The 16,504-nt window shown below is 42.0% G+C and carries 26 protein-coding genes; all 26 read left to right on the forward strand.

Features of this window, described 5'->3' with window-relative positions; all coding sequences use genetic code 11:
• The first annotated feature begins 1 nt into the window (after nt 1).
• Entirely contained in the window at nt 2–262 is a 261-nt protein-coding gene (gene rpsQ / locus ACVBDU_RS18580; RefSeq protein ID WP_072318077.1) for a 30S ribosomal protein S17, read from the forward strand.
• A 2-nt stretch (nt 263–264) separates the two neighbouring features.
• Complete coding sequence (gene rplN / locus ACVBDU_RS18585; RefSeq protein WP_447174398.1) at nt 265–633, forward strand: 50S ribosomal protein L14; 369 nt, start codon at nt 265–267, stop codon at nt 631–633.
• A gap of 11 nt (nt 634–644) precedes the next feature.
• The gene (gene rplX, locus ACVBDU_RS18590) at nt 645–959 is read left to right on the forward strand and encodes a 50S ribosomal protein L24 (RefSeq protein ID WP_447181229.1); all 315 of its coding nucleotides are present in this window, start codon (nt 645–647) and stop codon (nt 957–959) included.
• Between the two features lie 2 nt (nt 960–961).
• Entirely contained in the window at nt 962–1,513 is a 552-nt protein-coding gene (rplE, locus tag ACVBDU_RS18595) for a 50S ribosomal protein L5 (protein WP_447181230.1), read from the forward strand.
• A gap of 2 nt (nt 1,514–1,515) precedes the next feature.
• Entirely contained in the window at nt 1,516–1,785 is a 270-nt protein-coding gene (rpsN, locus tag ACVBDU_RS18600; protein ID WP_447181231.1) for a 30S ribosomal protein S14, read from the forward strand.
• A gap of 59 nt (nt 1,786–1,844) precedes the next feature.
• Nucleotides 1,845–2,243, forward strand: coding sequence for a 30S ribosomal protein S8 (rpsH, locus tag ACVBDU_RS18605; protein WP_447181232.1), 399 nt, complete (start codon nt 1,845–1,847; stop codon nt 2,241–2,243).
• A gap of 18 nt (nt 2,244–2,261) precedes the next feature.
• Nucleotides 2,262–2,804 carry a 50S ribosomal protein L6 gene (gene rplF, locus ACVBDU_RS18610; RefSeq protein ID WP_447181233.1) on the forward strand — a complete coding sequence of 181 codons (543 nt, stop codon included), beginning with the start codon at nt 2,262–2,264 and terminating at the stop codon, nt 2,802–2,804.
• A gap of 11 nt (nt 2,805–2,815) precedes the next feature.
• The gene (gene rplR, locus ACVBDU_RS18615; protein ID WP_447181234.1) at nt 2,816–3,172 is read left to right on the forward strand and encodes a 50S ribosomal protein L18; all 357 of its coding nucleotides are present in this window, start codon (nt 2,816–2,818) and stop codon (nt 3,170–3,172) included.
• A gap of 6 nt (nt 3,173–3,178) precedes the next feature.
• A complete protein-coding gene (gene rpsE, locus ACVBDU_RS18620; RefSeq protein ID WP_447174405.1) occupies nt 3,179–3,703 on the forward strand; it encodes a 30S ribosomal protein S5 in 525 nt (174 codons plus the stop codon).
• 13 nt (nt 3,704–3,716) lie between these two features.
• Nucleotides 3,717–3,896, forward strand: coding sequence for a 50S ribosomal protein L30 (gene rpmD / locus ACVBDU_RS18625; protein WP_447181235.1), 180 nt, complete (start codon nt 3,717–3,719; stop codon nt 3,894–3,896).
• A gap of 14 nt (nt 3,897–3,910) precedes the next feature.
• On the forward strand, nt 3,911–4,363 hold the full coding sequence (gene rplO / locus ACVBDU_RS18630) for a 50S ribosomal protein L15 (RefSeq protein ID WP_447181236.1): 453 nt from the start codon (nt 3,911–3,913) through the stop codon (nt 4,361–4,363).
• Between the two features lie 13 nt (nt 4,364–4,376).
• Nucleotides 4,377–5,720 (forward strand): preprotein translocase subunit SecY, encoded by a 1,344-nt coding sequence (secY, locus tag ACVBDU_RS18635; RefSeq protein WP_447181237.1) that lies wholly within the window; start codon nt 4,377–4,379, stop codon nt 5,718–5,720.
• A gap of 92 nt (nt 5,721–5,812) precedes the next feature.
• A complete protein-coding gene (gene infA / locus ACVBDU_RS18640; RefSeq protein WP_123216423.1) occupies nt 5,813–6,028 on the forward strand; it encodes a translation initiation factor IF-1 in 216 nt (71 codons plus the stop codon).
• Between the two features lie 55 nt (nt 6,029–6,083).
• Nucleotides 6,084–6,200 (forward strand): type B 50S ribosomal protein L36, encoded by a 117-nt coding sequence (gene ykgO, locus ACVBDU_RS18645; RefSeq protein ID WP_074978891.1) that lies wholly within the window; start codon nt 6,084–6,086, stop codon nt 6,198–6,200.
• A 2-nt stretch (nt 6,201–6,202) separates the two neighbouring features.
• Nucleotides 6,203–6,577: a 30S ribosomal protein S13 gene (gene rpsM, locus ACVBDU_RS18650; RefSeq protein ID WP_447181238.1), complete on the forward strand. Its 375-nt coding sequence runs from the start codon at nt 6,203–6,205 to the stop codon at nt 6,575–6,577.
• Between the two features lie 13 nt (nt 6,578–6,590).
• A complete protein-coding gene (gene rpsK / locus ACVBDU_RS18655) occupies nt 6,591–6,983 on the forward strand; it encodes a 30S ribosomal protein S11 (protein WP_447181239.1) in 393 nt (130 codons plus the stop codon).
• A gap of 186 nt (nt 6,984–7,169) precedes the next feature.
• Nucleotides 7,170–7,775, forward strand: coding sequence for a 30S ribosomal protein S4 (rpsD, locus tag ACVBDU_RS18660; protein ID WP_447181240.1), 606 nt, complete (start codon nt 7,170–7,172; stop codon nt 7,773–7,775).
• A gap of 21 nt (nt 7,776–7,796) precedes the next feature.
• Nucleotides 7,797–8,789 (forward strand): DNA-directed RNA polymerase subunit alpha, encoded by a 993-nt coding sequence (locus ACVBDU_RS18665; protein WP_447181241.1) that lies wholly within the window; start codon nt 7,797–7,799, stop codon nt 8,787–8,789.
• 71 nt (nt 8,790–8,860) lie between these two features.
• Entirely contained in the window at nt 8,861–9,436 is a 576-nt protein-coding gene (gene rplQ, locus ACVBDU_RS18670; protein WP_447181242.1) for a 50S ribosomal protein L17, read from the forward strand.
• A gap of 207 nt (nt 9,437–9,643) precedes the next feature.
• The gene (gene carA, locus ACVBDU_RS18675; RefSeq protein WP_447181243.1) at nt 9,644–10,762 is read left to right on the forward strand and encodes a glutamine-hydrolyzing carbamoyl-phosphate synthase small subunit; all 1,119 of its coding nucleotides are present in this window, start codon (nt 9,644–9,646) and stop codon (nt 10,760–10,762) included.
• Nucleotides 10,763–10,819: 57 nt separating this feature from the next.
• Nucleotides 10,820–12,109: a phosphopyruvate hydratase gene (gene eno, locus ACVBDU_RS18680; protein ID WP_447181244.1), complete on the forward strand. Its 1,290-nt coding sequence runs from the start codon at nt 10,820–10,822 to the stop codon at nt 12,107–12,109.
• A 338-nt stretch (nt 12,110–12,447) separates the two neighbouring features.
• A complete protein-coding gene (locus ACVBDU_RS18685; protein WP_447181245.1) occupies nt 12,448–13,731 on the forward strand; it encodes a citrate synthase in 1,284 nt (427 codons plus the stop codon).
• Between the two features lie 113 nt (nt 13,732–13,844).
• Nucleotides 13,845–14,759: a dimethylarginine dimethylaminohydrolase family protein gene (locus tag ACVBDU_RS18690; protein ID WP_447181246.1), complete on the forward strand. Its 915-nt coding sequence runs from the start codon at nt 13,845–13,847 to the stop codon at nt 14,757–14,759.
• Between the two features lie 2 nt (nt 14,760–14,761).
• A complete protein-coding gene (gene ctlX, locus ACVBDU_RS18695; protein WP_447181247.1) occupies nt 14,762–15,712 on the forward strand; it encodes a citrulline utilization hydrolase CtlX in 951 nt (316 codons plus the stop codon).
• A gap of 69 nt (nt 15,713–15,781) precedes the next feature.
• Nucleotides 15,782–16,198, forward strand: a complete 417-nt coding sequence (locus ACVBDU_RS18700) for an RrF2 family transcriptional regulator (RefSeq protein WP_447181248.1) — start codon at nt 15,782–15,784, stop codon at nt 16,196–16,198.
• 66 nt (nt 16,199–16,264) lie between these two features.
• Entirely contained in the window at nt 16,265–16,504 is a 240-nt protein-coding gene (locus ACVBDU_RS18705) for a DUF2061 domain-containing protein (RefSeq protein ID WP_447181249.1), read from the forward strand.

A 16,504-nucleotide genomic window follows, 5' to 3' on the forward strand; every position in this document is an offset into this window, starting at 1 on the left:
GATGGAAGAAAAAAGAAAATTAAGAAAAGAAAGAATAGGTGTTGTTACCAGTAATAAAATGGAGAAATCCATTGTTGTTTCTGAAGTGAAACGGGTAAAACACCCTATGTACGGAAAGTTCGTGTTGAAGACTAAAAAATATGTCGCACACGACGAAAAGAACGATTGCAATATTGGGGATACCGTAAAGATAATGGAGACTCGTCCGTTGAGTAGAACCAAGTGTTGGAGGTTAGTTGAAATCATTGAAAGAGCGAAGTAATTATGGTACAGCAAGAATCAAGATTAAAAGTGGCCGATAATACCGGAGCTAAAGAAGTTCTGACAATTCGTGTTCTCGGCGGTACAAAAAGAAGATATGCTTCTGTAGGTGATAAAATTGTAGTTACTGTAAAGGAGGCGACTCCTAACGGAAGCGTTAAAAAAGGACAAGTATCCACTGCAGTGGTAGTTCGTACCAAAAAAGAAGTAAGAAGACCTGACGGCTCTTACATTCGTTTCGATGATAATGCCTGTGTGCTGTTGAATGCTGCCGGTGAAATGCGTGGAACACGTGTTTTCGGTCCGGTTGCCAGAGAACTTCGCGACAAGCAATTTATGAAGATAGTATCATTAGCACCTGAGGTGCTGTAATACATTGCAAAATGACAAAGCTAAAAATAAAATCGGGAGATATTGTAAGGGTTATTGCCGGAGATCACAAAGGTTCGGAAGGCAAAGTCCTTAAAGTAGATCGTGAGAAGAATAAGGCGATTGTTGAGGGTGTGAACACGGTTCACAAACATCAAAAGCCGAGTGCTAACAACCCTCAGGGAGGAATCGTTGAAAAAGAAGCTCCTATTCATTTATCTAACCTGTCTCTTATAGATCCAAAGTCTAAAGAAGTTACCAGGGTAGGTTATGAAGTAAAGGATGGTAAGAAAGTGAGAGTATCCAAGAAATCTAATGAAGTAATTTAGTTATGGCTTACATTCCGAGATTGAAACAAGAGTATAAGGACAGGATAGTTGCTGCTCTTACAGATGAGTTCGGGTACCAGAACGTAATGCAAGTGCCTAAACTGGAGAAGATCGTAGTTAGCCGTGGTGTTGGAGCTGCTGTTGCTGATAAGAAACTTATAGACCATGCCGTAGAGGAGTTAGGCAGGATAACCGGGCAAAAAGCCGTGTCTACCATATCTAAAAAGGACGTTGCCTCTTTTAAACTCCGTAAAGGGATGCCTATTGGGGCTAAAGTTACCCTTAGAGGAGAGAGAATGTATGAATTCCTGGACAGATTGGTAACAAGTGCTCTGCCAAGGGTTAGAGACTTTAACGGTATTAAAGCTACAGGTTTTGACGGAAGAGGAAATTACAACCTGGGTATAACCGAGCAGATTATATTCCCGGAGATAGACATTGACAAAGTGAACAAAATTTCCGGAATGGATATCACCTTTGTTACCTCTGCCGATACTGATAAAGAGGCAAAATCATTGTTAAGCGAATTAGGATTACCTTTTAAAAAGAATTAAGTATGGCTAAAGAATCCATGAAAGCCCGCGAGGTGAAGAGAGAAAAGCTCGTTGCAAAATATGCCGATAAACGTAAGGCTCTTAAAGAAGCCGGAGATTATGAAGCTTTGCAAAAACTGCCCAAAAACGCTTCGCCGGTAAGGTTGCACAACCGTTGTAAACTTACAGGTAGGCCTAAAGGGTATATGAGAGTTTTCGGTTTATCTCGTGTTACCTTCCGCGAAATGGCTAACCAGGGATTGATTCCTGGTGTTAAAAAGGCTAGTTGGTAAATTTTTAACTGGTGGTAAGTTCAGGTTGACCTGAAAACTGCAACCGCAAATAAATACAAATGTATACAGATCCTATAGCAGATTATTTGACAAGAATCAGGAATGCTAACAGTGCCGGACACCGTGTAGTGGAAATTCCTGCTTCTAATTTGAAAAAAGAAATAACCAAGATCTTGTTTGATCAGGGATATATCCTCAGTTATAAATTTGAGGATAACTCTGTGCAGGGAATCATAAAGATAGCTTTGAAATATGACAAAGCTACCAAGGAGCCCATTATCAAAAAGATACAACGTGTGAGTAAACCCGGGTTGCGTAAGTATGTTGGTTCTGCCGATCTGCCCAGAGTTTTGAACGGTTTGGGAGTAGCTATTGTCTCTACTTCTCATGGAGTGATGACCAGCAAGCAGGCCAAGCAGGATAATGTGGGTGGTGAAGTGTTGTGTTACGTTTACTAACAAATAAAGACAAAGGAAATGTCAAGAATAGGAAAAAGTCCAGTTAATGTACCTGATGGAGTTACCGTTACCATAGACGGTAATACCATAACTGTAAAGGGTAAATTAGGCGAATTAACTCAGGAAGTTAAAGACATTGCTGTAAAGCAAGAGGATGGACAGATTATATTGGAAACTACGGATGAAAGTAAAGACCAAAGGGCAAAGCACGGACTTTACCGTACTTTGATCAACAACATGATTTTAGGAGTTTCTGAAGGGTTTACCAAGCAATTAGAACTGGTAGGTGTGGGATACAGAGCCAGCAACCAGGGTCAGAAACTTGATCTTGCTCTTGGTTTTTCTCACAATATAGTTTTGGAACTGGCACCGGAAGTAAAGGTGGAAACCATTTCTGAAAAAGGGAAGAACCCTGTTATTAAACTGACATCGTACGACAAACAATTGGTCGGCCAGGTAGCGGCTAAGATCCGTTCGTTCCGTAAGCCGGAACCTTATAAAGGGAAAGGTATTAAGTTTGTCGGTGAGCAATTAAGAAGAAAAGCAGGTAAATCAGCTTAATAATTAGCATTATGGCATTATCAAAGACGGAAAGAAGAATACGTATAAAAAACAGGATCAGAAAGGTTATCAGCGGAACCGCTGAAAAACCGCGACTGGCTGTTTTCAGAAGCAATAAAGAGATTTATGCACAGCTGGTAGATGATGTACAGGGAGTTACTTTGGCATCGGCATCTTCCAGAGATAAGGACATTGCTGACTCTAAAGGTACTAAAATAGAGGTATCTGTTTTGGTTGGAAAAGCTATCGCTGAGAAAGCATTGAAAGCCGGTATAGAAACCGTTTCTTTTGACAGAGGTGGTTATCTGTATCACGGAAGAGTAAAATCATTAGCAGAAGGAGCTAGGGAAGCAGGACTAAAATTCTAAGAAATTATGTATCAGAAATACAAAAACGCAGAATTGGTAAAACCCGGCGGGCTGGAATTGAAAGACCGTTTGGTTGGCGTACAGAGAGTTACTAAGGTTACTAAAGGAGGTAGAGCATTCGGTTTTTCTGCTATTGTGGTAGTTGGAGATGAGAACGGTGTTGTTGGTCACGGATTGGGTAAATCCAAAGAAGTTGCCGACGCTATTTCCAAAGCTGTGGAAGATGCTAAGAAAAACATGGTTCGTATTCCTTTGAACAAGGGAACACTGCCTCACGAACAAAAAGGGAAATATGGCGGTGCAAGAGTATATCTTCAGCCTGCTTCTCACGGTACCGGTGTTATAGCCGGTGGTGCGGTTCGTTCCGTACTGGAGGCAGTAGGAGTACATGATGTATTGTCGAAGTCTCAGGGATCGTCTAACCCGCACAATGTGGTAAAAGCCACTTTCGACGCTTTGTTGCAGTTGAGAGATGCTGGTACCATAGCTGCTCAGCGAGGTATTTCTCTGGAGAAAGTTTTTAAAGGATAAACAAGGATTAAAAATGGGAAAGATCAGAGTTACACAAGTAAAGAGCAACATTAAGCGTCCTCAGGATCAGAAGAGAACCTTAGAAGCTCTTGGCCTGAGAAAGATAGGACAGGTTGTAGAGCACGATGCTACACCTAATATCCTTGGTATGGTAAATAAAGTTAAACACTTAGTTTCTGTAGAAGAGGCTTAATTAACAATATAGTTATGAACTTAAGTAACTTAAAACCTGCAGAAGGTTCAGTACATAAGGACGGGAAGAGAGTTGGCCGTGGAGAAGGATCCGGAAAAGGCGGTACCGCTACAAGAGGTCACAAAGGGGCTAAATCTCGTTCCGGATACTCTAAAAAAATCGGTTTTGAAGGTGGGCAGATGCCGCTTCAAAGACGTGTTCCCAAATTTGGGTTTAAAAACATAAACCGTAAAGAGTACGTTGGTATAAACCTTGGTAAATTGCAGGACATGGTAGATAAAGGTGTTGTCACCGATACTGTGGATTTGGATATATTAGTGAACAACCGGGTAGTTAAAAAATCTGACCTTGTAAAAATACTGGGTGGAGGTGAACTGAAGGCAAAGCTGAAAATATCTGTACATAAATTTACTGCCAGTGCTAAAACTGCCATCGAAGAGGCAGGAGGAGAAGCGGTAACTTTATAAGAAAAAACCGACCATGAAGAAATTTTTAGAGACACTTAGCAACATTTGGAAGATAGAAGAGCTGAAAAGCAGAATAGTGGTTACCCTAGGGTTACTGCTTGTGTACCGTTTCGGTACGCAAATCGTACTTCCGGGTGTTGATTCGGTACAACTGGCGGAACTGTCCAGCAAAACGGACACCGGTTTATTAGGAATTCTTAATGCTTTTACGGGAGGGGCTTTTGCCAACGCTTCCGTTTTCGCTTTGGGTATTATGCCTTATATATCGGCTTCCATTGTAGTGCAGTTGATGGGGATTGCCATCCCTTATCTGCAAAAACTGCAAAAAGAGGGAGAAAGCGGCAGAAAAACCATTAACCAGATCACACGCTGGCTTACCATTGCCATATGTGTGGTTCAGGCCCCGGCATATCTGTACGGACTTGGAGCTTTAGGTGTACCGGACAGTGCTTTCCTTCTCGGGAAAGGGCTCGATTTTATCATTCCGTCGGTTATTATTCTGGTAACCGGTACAATATTTGCGATGTGGCTCGGTGAAAAGATTACGGATAAAGGTATTGGTAATGGTATTTCACTGCTTATCATGGTGGGGATCATAGCCCGGTTACCGCAGTCTTTCATCCAGGAATTTGCATCCAGGGTGTCCGAAAACAACGGAGGGTTGATGCTGGTCCTTATTGAACTTGTTATCTGGTTTGTAGTTATTCTGGCATGTATTATGCTGGTTATGGCAACAAGACAGATTCCGGTACAATATGCAAGAAGGACAACTACCGGAGGTTACGAGAAAAATGTATTCGGATCCAGGCAGTACATTCCTTTAAAGCTCAATGCATCGGGAGTAATGCCTATTATTTTTGCACAGGCCATTATGTTCGTTCCGGGAGCACTTGCGGGATTGTCCAATTCTGAAGCCGCCCAATCGGTGAAAACAGCTTTTATGGACATTTTCGGTTTCTGGTATAATATGCTCTTTGCATTGCTGATCATAGTTTTTACGTATTTTTACACCGCAATTACCGTCCCTACCAATAAAATGGCGGACGATCTTAAAAGAAGCGGAGGATTTATACCCGGTATAAAACCCGGAAAGGAAACCGGAGATTATCTGGACAAAATTATGTCTTTGATCACTTTTCCCGGTTCTATATTCCTTGCCCTTATAGCTATTTTGCCCGCTTTCGTAGTGAAAATTGTCGGGATGCAGCAGGGATGGGCCTTGTTTTACGGCGGTACATCATTGCTCATTATGGTCGGTGTGGCTATAGATACGATGCAACAAGTGAACTCGTATCTGCTTAACAGGCACTATGACGGTCTGATGAAAACCGGTAAAAACAGGAAAGTAGTGGCATAAGATGGTAGTGGATTATGGAGTTGGAATATCGACATCATAAATCGTAAACCTATCTGCCCGTACAGGCAGGTTAAAAAATGGAGAAGTTATAAATGGCTAAACAAGCAGCAATAGAGCAAGACGGAACGATAATCGAAGCATTATCCAATGCGATGTTTCGGGTAGAATTGGAAAACGGTCATGTGGTTACTGCTCATATATCCGGTAAAATGCGTATGCATTATATAAAACTGTTGCCCGGCGATAAGGTAAAACTGGAAATGAGTCCGTATGACCTTTCAAAAGCGAGAATCACTTATAGATACTAAATGGTTTGGAATTCAAAGTTAAACTTGAACCTTGAACCTTGAATATTGAATTATCATGAAAGTAAGAGCATCATTAAAAAAGAGGAGTCCCGAGTGCAAAATTGTGCGTCGTAAGGGGAGATTGTACGTAATTAATAAAAAGAATCCTAGATTTAAACAAAGACAAGGGTAGTTATGGCAAGAATCGCAGGAGTAGATATACCAAAACATAAAAGAGGGGTTATCTCGTTGACTTATATTTTTGGTATTGGAAAAAGCAGGGCCAAAGAAATTTTGGCACAAGCGGAAGTTAATGAAGATACCAAAGTGTCTGAATGGACCGATGACGAAATTAACCGTATTCGTGAAGCCGTAGGTGCTTTCAAAATTGAAGGAGAATTGCGTTCTGAAGTACAGATTCACATCAAGCGATTGATGGATATCGGATGTTACAGAGGTATCCGCCACAGGATTGGTTTACCGCTGAGAGGACAAAGGACCAAGAATAATTCCAGGACTAGAAAAGGTAAACGAAAAACTGTTGCTAACAAGAAGAAAGCAACTAAATAATAGGTAGGGTAATATGGCAAAGTCAAATACAAAAAGTTCTAAGAAACGCAAGGTCGTTGTAGAATCTGTAGGTGAGGCGCATATTTCTGCATCATTCAACAATATCATCATATCTCTTACCAACAAAAAAGGAGATGTGGTATCCTGGTCATCTGCCGGGAAAATGGGCTTTAGGGGGTCTAAGAAAAATACTCCTTATGCTGCCCAGGTAGCTGCGGAAGATGCTTCTAAAATAGCGCAGGAAGCCGGTCTGAAAAAGGTGAAAGTCTATGTAAAAGGACCAGGTAACGGAAGGGAATCAGCTATCCGTACCATTCACAACGCCGGGATTGAAGTAACAGAGATTATCGACGTTACTCCGTTGCCACACAACGGATGTCGTCCACCGAAAAGAAGAAGAGTCTGATTATTTTTGATTTGCGAATTACGATTTTTGATGTACACGGTAAATCCGGTAATAGCCAAATCGTAATTCGTAACTTATAAAATCATTACGCGAACTCATAAATTGTAATTCAATAAACGAGGATAGTTAACGATTATCGAAGGATAAGCCTTAATTCATAATCATCCTCAAAAATATTTAAAAAACATGGCAAGATATACAGGTCCAAAAACCAAGATCGCAAGGAAATTCGGAGAGCCGATCTTTGGAGACGACAAATCTTTTGAAAAGAAAAACTACCCTCCCGGACAACATGGTAACAACCGAAGGAGAGGAAAGAAATCGGAATATGCTATCCAGTTAATGGAAAAGCAAAAAGCAAAATATACTTACGGGATTCTGGAGAAACAATTCAGGAACCTGTTTGAAAAAGCTAACCGAAGCAAGGGAGTTACCGGTGAGGTATTACTGCAATTATGTGAATCCCGTCTGGACAATGTTGTGTACAGAATGGGGGTTTCACCTTCCAGAAGAGGTGCAAGGCAATTAGTGTCGCACCGTCATATTACCGTAAACGGGGAAATCGTAAACATTCCTTCTTATGCTTTAAAACCCGGCGATGTTGTTGGAGTTCGCGAAAAGTCCAAATCTCTTGAAGTAATAGAGGATTCTTTGGCAAACAATTCCAGCGTGTATGAATGGATTACGTGGAATACCGAGAAAAAAGAAGGTTCTTTCGTAGCCGTTCCGGAAAGAATGCAGATTCCGGAAAACATCAAAGAACAATTAATCGTCGAGTTATACTCTAAATAATAATCAGACAGCTGTCGTATTATGGCAATATTTAATTTTCAAAAGCCCGATAAAGTTATAATGATCGATTCTTCCGATTTCGAAGGGAAATTTGAATTTCGTCCTTTGGAACCCGGATACGGATTGACCGTTGGTAACGCATTGCGAAGAGTCTTGCTGGCTTCTTTAGACGGTTTTGCTATTACATCGGTAAAGATAGAAGGCGTGGAGCATGAATTCTCCACTATATCCGGTGTAGTAGAAGACGTTACAGAAATTATCCTCAATCTGAAGCAGATCTGTTTTAAACGACAGATAGAAGATGTGGATAACGAAACGGTTTCCGTTTCTGTTACCGGTAAGGAGCAATTGACAGCAGGAGACTTTCAGAAATTCATTTCCGGTTTTCAGGTACTGAATCCGGATCTGGTAATCTGTAATATGGAGTCCGGTGTTAATATTAACCTGGAACTTACCGTAGAAAAAGGGAGGGGCTATGTTCCTGCTGAAGAAAACAAAAAGCCCAATGTTCCTATAGGAACTATTTTTACGGATTCGATCTTTACTCCTATAAAGAACGTAAAGTATAGTATAGAGAACTATCGTGTGGAACAGAAGACAGACTACGAAAAGCTGGTTTTTGAAATTATCACCGACGGTTCCATTCATCCTAAAGATGCCCTTACCGAAGCGGCTAAAATACTGATCCACCACTTTATGTTGTTCTCCGATGAGAGAATAACCCTCGAAGCGGATGAGATCGCACAGACAGAAACTTATGACGAGGAGTCTCTGCACATGAGGCAATTACTCAAAACCAAACTGGTGGACATGGACTTGTCCGTACGTGCATTGAACTGTCTGAAAGCTGCTGAAGTGGATACATTGGGAGACCTGGTGTCCTTTAACAAGAACGATTTAATGAAATTCCGAAACTTTGGTAAAAAGTCCCTGACAGAACTGGAAGAACTGGTAAGCGTGAAAGGACTGAGCTTCGGGATGGATTTGTCAAAATATAAATTAGATAAAGATTAATCTTTTCCTTTTTCGAATGTATTCCCCTTCTGGGGAGTACATTTCGGGAAAAGAACAATTAGGGAATTAAGATGAGACACGGAAAGAAAATAAACCACTTAGGGAGGAAATCAGCGCACCGAAAGGCTATGTTGGCAAATATGGCGTGCTCTTTAATAGAACACAAGCGTATTAATACAACAGTGGCAAAGGCTAAAGCCCTGAAGCAATTTATCGAGCCTTTGGTAACCAAATGCAAAGAAGATACTACCCATAACCGAAGAGTAGTTTTCACCAAGCTGAGAAATAAATATGCCGTAACCGAGCTTTTCAGAGATGTAGCGGTTAAAGTTGCAGATCGTCCGGGAGGATACACCAGGATTATTAAACTGGGTAACCGTCTTGGTGATAACGCGGATATGGCCCTTATTGAGCTTGTAGATTATAACGAAACTTACGATACAGGTAAAGGAGCCAAGAAGAAGTCTACCAGAAGGGGACGTAGCAAAAAATCTCAGGAGGAAGAAACGACCACAGCCGAAACTGCCGTAAAGGAAGAAAAAGCTGCGGAAGAGAAAAAGACAGAGGCTCCTAAAAAAGAACCGAAGGCTGAAAAAGCCGATAAAGCCGGAGAAGGAGAAGATAAAAAACCTTCATCGGAGGAATAACAAATGATAACGAAATCATTACATATCAAAAGGATAAACATTTTAGTTTATCCTTTTTTTTATGTTATTTTGTAAAACTTTTTAAAGTTCTTCGGAATGTCTGGAATGGAGAGGTACAACAGATGGTCTGAATATTTCTGTAACATCAGGTAAAGCCTTAAATCTAAAGGCATCGGAAGAATTTTTTTTAAAAATACTTATCCGTACATGAAGTATCAATCAAGAAAGAAAGCGGTCATTATCCTTGCGGATGGGACCATTTTTTATGGAAAAGCAGTAGGTAAAGAAGGAACTGCCTTCGGTGAAGTGTGTTTTAATACCGGGATGACCGGTTATCAGGAGATCTTTACGGATCCGTCCTATTTCGGTCAGATTATGGTTACGACCAATGCTCACATCGGAAATTATGGTGTGAACGAGGAAGAAGTGGAGTCGGATTCCGTTAAAATAGCGGGACTGGTCTGCAAGAATTTCAGCTATGATTATTCGCGGGTAAATGCCAAAGGTTCCCTGAAGGATTTTCTGGACGAGAACGATCTGTTTGCTATTTCGGATGTAGATACCAGGGCACTGGTAAGCTACATAAGGGATAACGGGGCCATGAATGCCGTAATTTCTACGGAAGTAGATAGGATAGACGAATTGAAAGCACGGCTCGCAGAGGTACCGGATATGAAAGGGCTCGAATTATCTTCAAAAGTATCAGCAAAAGAACCGTATTACTTTGGTAACCCGGACGCTACTTACAAAGTCGCGGCACTGGATCTGGGGATTAAAAAGAATATCCTGAGAAATCTTGCGGCAAGAGGGGCCTACGTTAAAGTTTTTCCTTACGATGCCGGTTTTGAAGAATTACAGGCCTGGAATCCTGACGGCTATTTCCTGTCAAACGGTCCCGGTGATCCCGAACCGCTGGATAGTGCCATAGCCGTAGCCAAAAGAATAATTGACGAAAACCTGCCTCTTTTCGGTATTTGTCTCGGACACCAGGTTATAGCCTTGTCTCAGGGTATATCTACATATAAAATGCACAACGGGCACAGGGGAATTAACCATCCGGTAAAAAACCTGGTATCCGGTAAAGGTGAGATCACTTCGCAGAATCATGGATTTGCGGTAAACCGGGAAGAAGTAGAGAGCCACCCCGATGTGGAAATTACACATCTTCATCTGAACGACGATACCGTAGCTGGTATCCGCATTAAAGGGAAGAACTGTTTTTCGGTGCAATATCACCCGGAAGCAAGTCCCGGACCTCACGATGCGTCTTACCTTTTTGACCAGTTTATAGAGATGATCGCTCAAAAACCGGCAGTAAACAGTTAATACAATACATTCAGGTATAATAAACGAAAAAGAAAAAGAATATAACAAAGTAATATTATGAGTATAATTATTAGTGTTCACGCAAGGCAGATTTTAGATTCGAGAGGTAACCCTACCGTAGAAGTAGATGTAGTTACAGAAAGTGGTATCCTTGGAAGGGCAGCAGTGCCTTCGGGAGCATCTACGGGAGAGCATGAAGCTGTAGAACTTAGAGACGGGGGTTCTTCTTATATGGGGAAAGGAGTTTCTAAAGCGGTTGACAATGTAAATAACATACTTGCGGAAGAACTTGTCGGAACATCCGTTTTTGAACAAAACGCTATCGATAACAAGATGATAGAACTGGATGGTACGCCAAACAAATCCAAACTGGGTGCTAATGCCATACTCGGGGTTTCCCTGGCCGTAGCAAAAGCTGCAGCAAACGAACTCGGGATGCCTTTGTATCGTTATGTCGGAGGAGTTAGTGCAAATACGCTTCCCGTGCCTATGATGAACATTATTAATGGCGGATCTCACTCCGATGCCCCTATTGCTTTCCAGGAATTTATGATTATGCCTGTAAAAGCAGAAAGCTTTACACACGCCATGCAAATGGGTACAGAGATATTCCACAATCTCAAAAAAGTACTGCACGACAGAGGCCTCAGTACTGCCGTAGGAGACGAAGGAGGTTTTGCTCCTACTCTGGATGGTACCGAAGATGCATTGGAGACTATAATTAAAGCTATCGAAAAAGCAGGTTATAAAGCCGGTGATGAAGTAAAGATCGCCCTGGATTGTGCTTCTGCCGAATTCTATGTGGATGGCAAGTATGACTATACTAAATTCGAAGGAGATAAAGGAAAAGTGAGAACATCGCAGGAACAGGCAGATTACCTGGCTGAACTGGCGGGCAAATATCCTATAATCTCTATCGAGGATGGTATGGATGAAAACGATTGGGAAGGCTGGAAATATCTTACCGGGAAGATCGGAGACAAAGTCCAGTTGGTTGGCGATGACCTGTTTGTTACCAATGTAGAAAGACTTTCTCGTGGTATAGAGAATGGTATTGCCAATTCCATCCTTATCAAAGTAAACCAGATCGGAACCCTTACCGAAACGATAGCAGCAGTAAATATGGCACATAATGCAGGGTATACTTCCGTTATGTCTCACCGCTCCGGAGAGACAGAAGACAATACCATTGCCGATCTTGCCGTGGCACTGAATACAGGTCAGATTAAAACCGGATCCGCATCAAGAAGTGACCGTATGGCTAAATATAACCAGTTGCTGCGCATAGAAGAAGAATTAGGAGATGTAGCATATTATCCGAAAGAAAAAGCTTTTAAAATAAAATAAGCGATTTACTTTTGATTATAAAGAAGTCAAAACCCCGGAAGCCCCGTGCCTTCGGGGTTTTTCTTTTTAAGAATCATTTTTTGCCATCTTTTTGAAGCACGGGATGGGCCACTCCGGAAGAATATGAAGAATACATAATGATTCCAGGGGAACACCAATACATTGCCAGTACAAAAAATGCGTTTTTTGTGTCGTGAAACAAGCAAAAATAGTCGTAATTAACCTTATATTAACACATTATTTTGTATTTTCGCAACTCTCGTCCGCATCTCTTATTCAGGCGTCTGCCCGATTGTTGAGATGAGGAAATAAGTAAATCTAAAATCTATAGAATTATTATGTCAAAAACTGCTACCTTAGAGTATAACGGTGAGAAATATGAGTTTCCGGTAACCATAGGAACGGAAGATGAAATAGCGATAGATATCAAGACTCTCCGGGCAAAAAGCGGGATCATAACTCTTGATCCGGGGTATAAGAATACCGGGTCTTGTGAGAGCGCTATTACCTACCTGGACGGTGAAAAAGGAGTTCTCCGTTACCGCGGTTATACTATCGAAGAGCTGGCTGAGAAAGCCGATTTCCTTGAGGTTGCATACCTTTTGATCTTTGGCGAGTTGCCTACAAAAAGTCAACTGGAGAAATTCCACGATGATATAAAGGACCAGTCCGTAGTAGATGAGGAAATGAAGAAGATACTCGACAGTTTTCCCAAGTCTGCTCACCCCATGGGAGTCCTGGCATCCCTTACCAGTGCTCTTATTGCATTTAACCCTTCTTCGGTTAATGTATCTTCTGAGGAGGACATGTATAAGGCCATAGTGAAACTGATGGCTAAATTTCCGGTCCTCGTGGCGTGGACATTGCGCAAGAAAGAGGGACTTCCGCTGGACTACGGAGACGATAGCCTCGGATATGTAGAAAACATCGCCAAGATGATGTTCAAAAGGCCACACAAGGAATATAAAAAGAATGAGATTGCAATCAATGCTCTGGACAAGCTGTTAATACTTCATGCAGATCACGAACAAAACTGCTCCACGTCTACGGTGCGGATCGTAGGATCCTCTCATGCAGGTCTGTTTGCATCTATCTCTGCGGGTATTTCTGCACTTTGGGGGCCGCTTCACGGAGGGGCTAACCAAGCCGTGATAGAAATGCTCGAAGGCATCAAGGCCGACGGAGGAGATACTAAAAAATATATGGCTAAAGCGAAGGACAAAGAAGATCCTTTCCGACTGATGGGATTTGGCCACAGGGTATACAAGAATTTTGATCCGCGTGCAAAGATCATTAAAAAAGCCGCAGATGAAGTTCTCGGAGATCTGGGAGTTGTGGACCCGATACTGGATATTGCAAAAGGTCTGGAAAAAGAGGCTTTGGAAGATCCGTATTTCGTGGATAGAAAACTCTATCCGAATGTAGACTTTTACTCCGGAATTATCTACAGGGCACTTGGCATTCCTACGGAAATGTTTACTGTAATGTTTGCCATGGGACGACTGCCCGGGTGGATAGCACAATGGAGAGAAATGCGCCTGCGTAACGAACCTATCGGAAGACCGAGACAAGTGTATATCGGGGAAAACCAACGTCCGTTCGCAGATATAGATAAAAGATAAAATAAGCAGGATAAAAGACCGGGTATTTTTCCGGTCTTTTTTAGGAAAAACAGGTAGGGACGCACAGCTGTGCGTCTCTGCTTTTTTTATATTTGTAACAAATCATTACCTTTATGTTGAAGTTGAATGTAAAAGACGAAACCTCCAGGTTAAGGGCGTTGGTACTCGGAACGGCAAAAAGTAACGGTCCCGTACCTGCACCCGAAGAAACATATGACCCTAAATCACTGGAACATATTTTGGCCGGAACCTATCCTGAAGAAGAGGATATGGTAACGGAAATGGAGGCTTTCGCCGTGGTATTGAACAAATATGATGTACAGGTATTCCGCCCGAATGTTATAGCGGACTGTAACCAGATATTTGCAAGAGATATAGCTTTTGTGATAGACGACCTGTTTATAAAATCCAATATATTACCCGATAGGGAGAAAGAACTGAAGGCCATTCAATATGTTATGGATGGAATACTTCCGGATAAAATCATTACACCACCCGAAGAAGTTCACATAGAAGGCGGAGATGTGATGCTGTGGGGGGATCATATTTTTGTGGGGACGTATAAAGGCCAGGATTACCCGGACCAGATAACAGCCAGGACAAATATGCACGGTGTCCGGTTTATCTCTGACCTCTTTCCGAATAAAAAAGTGAAAGAGTTCGACCTGGTAAAGTCAAAAATCGAAGCCAGGGACAATGCCCTGCACCTGGATTGCTGTTTTCAACCCGTAGGCAAAAACAAAGGGATCATTTATAAAGGCGGTTTCCGCTTGGAAAAAGATTATGACTATCTGGTAAACCTTTTCGGAAAAGACAATCTGTTTCACATTACCCGGGACGAAATGTACTATATGTTCTCCAACGTATTTTCCATAGACACCGATGTTGTGGTCTCCGAACGTAATTTCACACGGTTGAATAATTGGCTCAGGGAAAACGGATTCGTCGTGGAAGAAGTGGCTTATGCGGAAATAGCCAAACAGGAAGGATTGTTCCGTTGCTCAACAATGCCATTAATCAGGGAATAATTATGGAAAAACAAATAACCAATACCATCTTGATGATCCGTCCGGTGAGTTTCCGGATGAACGAACAGACAGCGGTAAACAATTACTACCAGAAAGTGCTGGATAACCTGTTGCCGGAAACGGTTCAGGCAAAGGCCTTGCAGGAATTCGATAATTTTGTAGACAAACTAACGGCAGCAGGCGTCTCTGTTATTGTTGTGGACGATACTAAAGAACCGGATACACCAGACTCCGTTTTTCCCAATAACTGGATATCCTTTCATGCTAATGCTACTGTAGCCCTGTATCCCATGTTTGCTGAAAACAGGCGACTGGAGCGCAGGGGGGAAGTCCTTGATATGGTAGAGGAACAAGGATTTCAAATAGAAACCATTATAGATTATACCGAGGCGGAAGAAGATGAAATTTTCCTGGAGGGAACCGGGAGTATGGTGCTGGACCGGGTAAACCGTAAAGCCTATTGCGCATTGTCTCCCCGTGCGGACGAGGAACTTTTTATCGAGTTTTGCGAAAACTTCGAATACACACCGGTAATCTTCACTGCCTATCAGACCGTAAAAGGAAAACGAAAGGTAATATATCACACCAACGTGATGATGTGTGTCGCCGAAGATTTCGCTGTGATCTGCCTGGATTCCCTGGACGATAAAAAGGAACGGAAAGAAGTCATTAGGCACCTTAAGGAAGACGGAAAAGAAATTATCGGTATCACGGAAGACCAGGTAAACAATTTTGCCGGTAATATGTTGCAGGTGGCAGGAAAGAACGGTACAAAATACCTTGTTATGAGTACTGCTGCGCACCATAGCCTGACACCGGAACAAAAGGCTGCCATAGAAAAGTATTGCCCGATATTGTCATCTCCCCTTGATGTTATAGAAGCCTGTGGAGGCGGGAGTGCAAGGTGTATGATGGCCGAGGTATTCCTGGAAAAAAACAAGACCGAAAAATAATTGTTATATTAGAGCAGAACTTACTCCGGAATCTGGTTTCGGAGTACAGTTAAGGGCAGTTTTTAAGATATGTTATCAAAAAAGACCAAATACGGGCTGAAAGCCCTGGTTTACATGGCCAGGAAGGAAGAAAGCAAACCGGTATTGATATCGGAAATTGCGGAAAGTGAGAATATTTCCAAAAAATTCCTGGAAATTATATTGCTGCAATTGAAAAACTCCGGTTTTCTGGGTTCCAAGAAAGGGAAGGGCGGAGGATACTACCTGCTGAAAGATCCCAAACAGATAACTATTGCGGCCCTGATGCGTATATTGGAGGGGCCTATTGCCCCGTTACCCTGTGTAAGCCTGCATTTCTACGAAAAGTGCAGCGATTGCAAAACAGAAGAAGAATGCTCCCTGAACCGGGTCATGGTAGAGCTCAGAGACAGTATGCTCAGCGTACTGGAAAAAAAGACTCTGGCGGACCTCTCCGCAGAAAATTAAAAAAATCTTTTTAAAGTCTAGTAAATCGATAGATTAATAGTATATTTGTATCCTATTACTATTACTATGATACTCGATTTGCTGAAAACACAGAAGCTAAAGCCAACATCGGACAGTCACAGGGTGTCTGTTTTAAAGGCTGTTTCATGGCGATTGGTCGGAACGATAGATACTATGATTATCTCCTATATCCTTACCGGTGATATTAAAATCGCTTTGGGGATCGGGAGTATAGAAGTTGTTTCCAAGATGATACTCTATTATTTGCATGAAAGAGCCTGGTTGCGAATCACAAAAAATAAATGA

Source organism: Sinomicrobium endophyticum (genome assembly GCF_052983315.1).

Bases quoted from the DNA above. Each gene is read 5' to 3' on its own strand.
- rplX (WP_447181229.1), top strand. From the start codon at position 645: ATGACAAAGCTAAAAATAAAATCGGGAGATATTGTAAGGGTTATTGCC.
- rpmD (WP_447181235.1), top strand. From the start codon at position 3,717: ATGGGAAAGATCAGAGTTACACAAGTAAAGAGCAACATTAAGCGTCCT.
- rpsN (WP_447181231.1), top strand. From the start codon at position 1,516: ATGGCTAAAGAATCCATGAAAGCCCGCGAGGTGAAGAGAGAAAAGCTC.
- rplE (WP_447181230.1), top strand. From the start codon at position 962: ATGGCTTACATTCCGAGATTGAAACAAGAGTATAAGGACAGGATAGTT.
- rplN (WP_447174398.1), top strand. From the start codon at position 265: ATGGTACAGCAAGAATCAAGATTAAAAGTGGCCGATAATACCGGAGCT.
- ykgO (WP_074978891.1), top strand. From the start codon at position 6,084: ATGAAAGTAAGAGCATCATTAAAAAAGAGGAGTCCCGAGTGCAAAATT.
- rplQ (WP_447181242.1), top strand. From the start codon at position 8,861: ATGAGACACGGAAAGAAAATAAACCACTTAGGGAGGAAATCAGCGCAC.
- rplF (WP_447181233.1), top strand. From the start codon at position 2,262: ATGTCAAGAATAGGAAAAAGTCCAGTTAATGTACCTGATGGAGTTACC.
- carA (WP_447181243.1), top strand. From the start codon at position 9,644: ATGAAGTATCAATCAAGAAAGAAAGCGGTCATTATCCTTGCGGATGGG.
- ACVBDU_RS18685 (WP_447181245.1), top strand. From the start codon at position 12,448: ATGTCAAAAACTGCTACCTTAGAGTATAACGGTGAGAAATATGAGTTT.
- rpsD (WP_447181240.1), top strand. From the start codon at position 7,170: ATGGCAAGATATACAGGTCCAAAAACCAAGATCGCAAGGAAATTCGGA.
- infA (WP_123216423.1), top strand. From the start codon at position 5,813: ATGGCTAAACAAGCAGCAATAGAGCAAGACGGAACGATAATCGAAGCA.
- ACVBDU_RS18665 (WP_447181241.1), top strand. From the start codon at position 7,797: ATGGCAATATTTAATTTTCAAAAGCCCGATAAAGTTATAATGATCGAT.
- rpsH (WP_447181232.1), top strand. From the start codon at position 1,845: ATGTATACAGATCCTATAGCAGATTATTTGACAAGAATCAGGAATGCT.
- ACVBDU_RS18690 (WP_447181246.1), top strand. From the start codon at position 13,845: ATGTTGAAGTTGAATGTAAAAGACGAAACCTCCAGGTTAAGGGCGTTG.
- eno (WP_447181244.1), top strand. From the start codon at position 10,820: ATGAGTATAATTATTAGTGTTCACGCAAGGCAGATTTTAGATTCGAGA.
- rpsQ (WP_072318077.1), top strand. From the start codon at position 2: ATGGAAGAAAAAAGAAAATTAAGAAAAGAAAGAATAGGTGTTGTTACC.
- rplR (WP_447181234.1), top strand. From the start codon at position 2,816: ATGGCATTATCAAAGACGGAAAGAAGAATACGTATAAAAAACAGGATC.
- rpsM (WP_447181238.1), top strand. From the start codon at position 6,203: ATGGCAAGAATCGCAGGAGTAGATATACCAAAACATAAAAGAGGGGTT.
- ACVBDU_RS18705 (WP_447181249.1), top strand. From the start codon at position 16,265: ATGATACTCGATTTGCTGAAAACACAGAAGCTAAAGCCAACATCGGAC.
- rplO (WP_447181236.1), top strand. From the start codon at position 3,911: ATGAACTTAAGTAACTTAAAACCTGCAGAAGGTTCAGTACATAAGGAC.
- rpsK (WP_447181239.1), top strand. From the start codon at position 6,591: ATGGCAAAGTCAAATACAAAAAGTTCTAAGAAACGCAAGGTCGTTGTA.
- ACVBDU_RS18700 (WP_447181248.1), top strand. From the start codon at position 15,782: ATGTTATCAAAAAAGACCAAATACGGGCTGAAAGCCCTGGTTTACATG.
- ctlX (WP_447181247.1), top strand. From the start codon at position 14,762: ATGGAAAAACAAATAACCAATACCATCTTGATGATCCGTCCGGTGAGT.
- rpsE (WP_447174405.1), top strand. From the start codon at position 3,179: ATGTATCAGAAATACAAAAACGCAGAATTGGTAAAACCCGGCGGGCTG.
- secY (WP_447181237.1), top strand. From the start codon at position 4,377: ATGAAGAAATTTTTAGAGACACTTAGCAACATTTGGAAGATAGAAGAG.